The sequence below is a fragment of the Pseudomonas sp. SDO5522_S412 genome (assembly GCF_054071215.1).
On sequence record NZ_JBSVWQ010000343.1, the window covers coordinates 1 to 4,447 of the forward strand.

The following is a 4,447-nucleotide window of genomic DNA, read 5'->3' on the forward strand; positions in this document are numbered from 1 at the left end:
TCTGTCACTGACCCACCGCCTTCGCGAGCAAGCCCGCTCCCACATTTGGATCTCCACACGGCTTTATTTCACGGGTCGTCCCGCCAAACCCCTCGCAACCCCTCGTCCCATCAGAAAATTCTTTCTGGTTATATAAACATTCTTAAATAGTATTTTTAAGAATATCCGCGCTTATCTACTATCGCCCTCACGCCGCAAGCAGTGCCGCCACTGCGAGGCACTTCTCATTTCAGGAGCACGACCATGAGCGCATCTCTACGTAGCGTTGACGGCCAGGACGAAGCAGCCATTTTGCGCGAGATCCAGAGCGCCCTGCGCGATCTGCGGTTTGGCGCGGTGGAAATCACTGTGCACAACGCCCAGGTAGTACAAATCGAACGCAAAGAGAAATTCCGTTTGCAGAACCCGGGCAACAAACCGAGCTGAGCAACACCGGCGATTCGATTGCAAGACCCGCAACTATAAGAAAAAAGCCAACACCCAAGAATTTCAGGAGCCTTCTATGTCGTCGATTCGCCGTTATGCCCTGGCAGCACTGGCCAGTGCCGTGTTTGCCGGTTCCGCTGTTGCCAAGGATTACGAACTGCTCAACGTGTCTTACGACCCCACCCGCGAGCTCTACCAGGACTACAACGCTGAATTCACCAGCTTCTGGAAGCAGTCGCACCCGGGTGACAACGTCAAGATCCAGCAATCCCACGGTGGTTCGGGCAAGCAGGGCCGCGCGGTAATCGACGGCCTGCGCGCCGACGTCGTGACCCTGGCCCTGGCCGGCGACATCGACGAAATCGCAAAACTGGGCAAGACCCTGCCGGAAAACTGGCAAACCCGCCTGCCGGACGCCAGCACCCCGTACACCTCGACCATCGTGTTCCTGGTACGCAAGGGCAACCCTAAAGGCATCAAGGATTGGGGCGACCTGATCAAGAAAGACGTGTCGGTGATCACCCCGAACCCGAAAACCTCCGGCGGCGCCCGCTGGAACTTCCTCGCCGCCTGGGCCTACGGCCTGAAAGCCGGTGGCAGCGAAGCCAAGGCCCAGGAATACGTGAAAGAGCTGTTCAAGCACGTGCCGATCCTCGACACCGGCGCGCGCGGTTCGACCATCACCTTCGTCAACAACGGTCAGGGTGACGTGTTGCTGGCCTGGGAAAACGAAGCCTTCCTGGCCCTGAAGGAAGACGGCGGCGCCGACAAGTTCGACATCGTTGTACCTTCGCTGTCGATCCTCGCCGAGCCGCCAGTGGCCGTGGTCGACAAGAACGCTGAGAAAAAGGGCAATACCGAGATCGCCACCGAGTACCTCAAGCACCTGTACAGCCCGGCTGGCCAGGAGATTGCGGCGAAGAACTTCTACCGCCCACGCGATGAGAAAGTCGCCGCCAAATACGCCCAGCAGTTCCCGAAACTGGACCTGGTGACTATCGACAAAGACTTCGGCGGCTGGAAAACTGCCCAACCGAAATTCTTCAATGACGGTGGCGTGTTCGACCAGATCTACTCGGCGCAGTAAGCAAAATCAAACTGTAGGAGCCAGCTTTCTGTGGGAGCCGGGCTTGCCCGCGATAGCATCACCTCGGTGTAGCTGATACACCGAGGTGCCGGCATCGCAGGCAAGCCAGCTCCCACAGAAGCTCGCTCCTACAGTGGTATCTACCCGCTAACCAAGGACTCTTATGTCGCGTCGTATCTCCCCCGTCATACCCGGCTTCGGGCTGACGCTGGGCTACACCGTGGTGTACCTCAGCCTGATCGTACTCATCCCCCTTGCGGCGATGTTTGTACATGCCGCTCAACTCACCTGGGATCAGTTCTGGAACATCATCTCCGCACCGCGTGTGCTGGCGGCGTTGAAACTGAGCTTCGGCACTGCGTTGTATGCCGCGATCATCAACGGCGTGATCGGTACCCTGCTGGCATGGGTTCTGGTGCGCTACACCTTCCCCGGGCGCAAGATCATCGATGCGATGATCGACTTGCCGTTCGCCCTGCCCACCGCCGTCGCCGGTATTGCACTCACCGCGCTGTACACGCCCACTGGCCTGGTAGGCCAGTTCGCCGCCGACCTGGGCTTCAAGATCGCCTACACCCCCCTGGGCATCACCCTCGCGCTGACCTTCGTCACGCTGCCATTCGTGGTGCGTACCGTGCAGCCGGTGTTGGCCGATATCCCCCGGGAAATCGAAGAAGCCGCCGCCTGTCTCGGCGCCAAGCCCCTGCAAGTGTTCCGCTACATCCTGGTACCGGCGCTGCTGCCTGCCTGGTTGACCGGCTTCGCCTTGGCGTTTGCACGAGGTGTCGGTGAGTACGGTTCGGTGATCTTCATCGCCGGCAACATGCCGATGAAAACCGAGATCCTGCCGTTGCTGATCATGGTCAAGCTCGACCAATACGACTACCACGGCGCCACGTCCATCGGTGTGCTGATGCTGGTGGTTTCCTTTGTCCTGCTGCTGCTGATCAACTTGCTGCAGCGGCGCATCGAACACCCATAAGGAGGCGCGGAACATGTCCCAATCGTCTATTTCCGCCGCGTCCTCGGCCAACGCTGCCCGTCGTGGCAGTGCGGTGTCCCGACGCATCCTGATCAGCCTTGGCTGGCTGGTGTTCTTCCTGTTTTTGTTGCTGCCGCTGTTTATCGTGGTGTCCCAGGGCCTGAAGAATGGCCTGGGTGCGTTCTTCACCGCGATCCTTGAGCCGGACGCGCTGTCGGCATTGAAACTCACGGTGATCGCCGTGGTGATTTCGGTACCGCTCAACGTGGTGTTCGGCGTCAGCGCCGCCTGGTGCGTGAGCAAGTACTCGTTCCGTGGCAAAAGTATCCTGGTGACCCTGATCGACCTGCCGTTCTCGGTATCGCCGGTGATCGCCGGCCTGGTCTACGTGTTGATGTTCGGCGCCCAGGGCTTCTTTGGCCCGTGGCTGCAAGACCATGACATCCAGATCGTGTTCGCCTTGCCGGGCATCGTGCTGGCGACCATCTTTGTCACCGTGCCGTTCGTGGCCCGTGAGCTGATCCCGCTGATGCAGGAGCAGGGCACCCAGGAAGAAGAGGCCGCGCGCCTGCTGGGCGCCAACGGCTGGCAGATGTTCTGGCATGTCACCGTGCCGAACATCAAGTGGGGCCTGATCTACGGCGTGGTGCTGTGTACCGCGCGGGCCATGGGTGAGTTCGGTGCGGTGTCGGTGGTGTCCGGCCACATTCGCGGCGTGACCAACACCTTGCCGCTGCACGTCGAGATCCTCTACAACGAATACAACCACGTCGCCGCGTTTGCCGTCGCGAGCCTGTTGCTGATCCTGGCGCTCTTCATCCTGCTGCTCAAGCAGTGGAGCGAGAACCGTATCAACCGCCTGCGCAAAAGTGCTGGTGAGGAATAAGTCATGTCGATCGAAGTCCGTAATGTCAGCAAGAATTTCAACGCCTTCAAGGCCCTGAACAGCATCAATCTGGACATCCAGAGTGGCGAGCTGGTGGCGTTGCTGGGCCCGTCCGGCTGCGGCAAGACCACCCTGCTGCGGATCATCGCCGGTCTCGAAACCCCGGATGCCGGCAACATCGTGTTCCATGGTGAAGACGTCTCCGGCCACGACGTGCGTGATCGCAACGTCGGCTTTGTGTTCCAGCACTACGCGCTGTTCCGCCACATGACCGTGTTCGACAACGTCGCGTTCGGCCTGCGGATGAAACCGAAAAACCAGCGCCCCACCGAAAGCCAGATCGCGGTAAAAGTCCACGAGCTGCTGAACATGGTGCAGCTCGACTGGTTGTCGGATCGCTACCCGGAACAACTCTCCGGCGGCCAGCGCCAGCGTATCGCCCTGGCGCGCGCCCTGGCGGTAGAGCCGAAAGTGCTGCTGCTGGATGAACCTTTCGGCGCCCTCGATGCCAAGGTCCGTAAAGAACTGCGCCGCTGGCTGGCGCGCCTGCACGAAGACATCAACCTGACCTCGGTGTTCGTGACCCACGACCAGGAAGAAGCCATGGAAGTGGCGGACCGCATCGTGGTGATGAACAAGGGCGTGATCGAGCAGATTGGCTCACCGGGCGAAGTCTACGAAAACCCGGCCAGTGATTTTGTTTATCACTTCCTCGGCGACTCCAACCGCCTGCATTTGGGTGAAGACAAGCACGTGCTGTTCCGCCCGCATGAAGTGTCGTTGTCGCGCCATGAACTGGAAGACCACCACGCGGCTGAAGTGCGTGATATTCGCCCGCTTGGCGCGACCACCCGGGTGACCCTGAAGGTCGAAGGCCAGAGCGAGTTGATCGAGGCTGAAGTGGTGAAAGACCACGACAGCCTGACCGGCCTGGCGCGGGGCGAGACGTTGTTCTTCAAGCCCAAGGTCTGGCAAAAAGCCTAAACGCGCCGCAAAACCCATGTGGGAGCGGGCTTGCTCGCGAATGCGGTGGTTCAGTCGGTACATCCGGTGACTGACACTCCGC

At 60.0% G+C, this 4,447-nt stretch carries 5 protein-coding genes; all 5 read left to right on the forward strand.

Annotation, left to right across the window (positions count from 1 at the left end; translation table 11 throughout):
- Positions 1 to 243: 243 nt before the first annotated feature.
- The 5 genes from oscA (at position 244) to ACW9I6_RS31030 (ending at position 4,365) form a co-directional block, all read left to right on the forward strand.
- On the forward strand, positions 244 to 426 hold the full coding sequence (gene oscA, locus ACW9I6_RS31010) for a sulfur starvation response protein OscA (protein ID WP_003170956.1): 183 nt from the start codon (positions 244 to 246) through the stop codon (positions 424 to 426).
- Positions 427 to 502: 76 nt separating this feature from the next.
- The gene (locus ACW9I6_RS31015) at positions 503 to 1,513 is read left to right on the forward strand and encodes a sulfate ABC transporter substrate-binding protein (protein WP_003218143.1); all 1,011 of its coding nucleotides are present in this window, start codon (positions 503 to 505) and stop codon (positions 1,511 to 1,513) included.
- A gap of 163 nt (positions 1,514 to 1,676) precedes the next feature.
- Positions 1,677 to 2,495, forward strand: a complete 819-nt coding sequence (gene cysT / locus ACW9I6_RS31020; protein ID WP_003218141.1) for a sulfate ABC transporter permease subunit CysT — start codon at positions 1,677 to 1,679, stop codon at positions 2,493 to 2,495.
- Between the two features lie 13 nt (positions 2,496 to 2,508).
- Positions 2,509 to 3,381 carry a sulfate ABC transporter permease subunit CysW gene (cysW, locus tag ACW9I6_RS31025; RefSeq protein WP_003218139.1) on the forward strand — a complete coding sequence of 291 codons (873 nt, stop codon included), beginning with the start codon at positions 2,509 to 2,511 and terminating at the stop codon, positions 3,379 to 3,381.
- Between the two features lie 3 nt (positions 3,382 to 3,384).
- The gene (locus tag ACW9I6_RS31030; RefSeq protein WP_003218138.1) at positions 3,385 to 4,365 is read left to right on the forward strand and encodes a sulfate/molybdate ABC transporter ATP-binding protein; all 981 of its coding nucleotides are present in this window, start codon (positions 3,385 to 3,387) and stop codon (positions 4,363 to 4,365) included.
- Positions 4,366 to 4,447 lie beyond the last annotated feature (82 nt).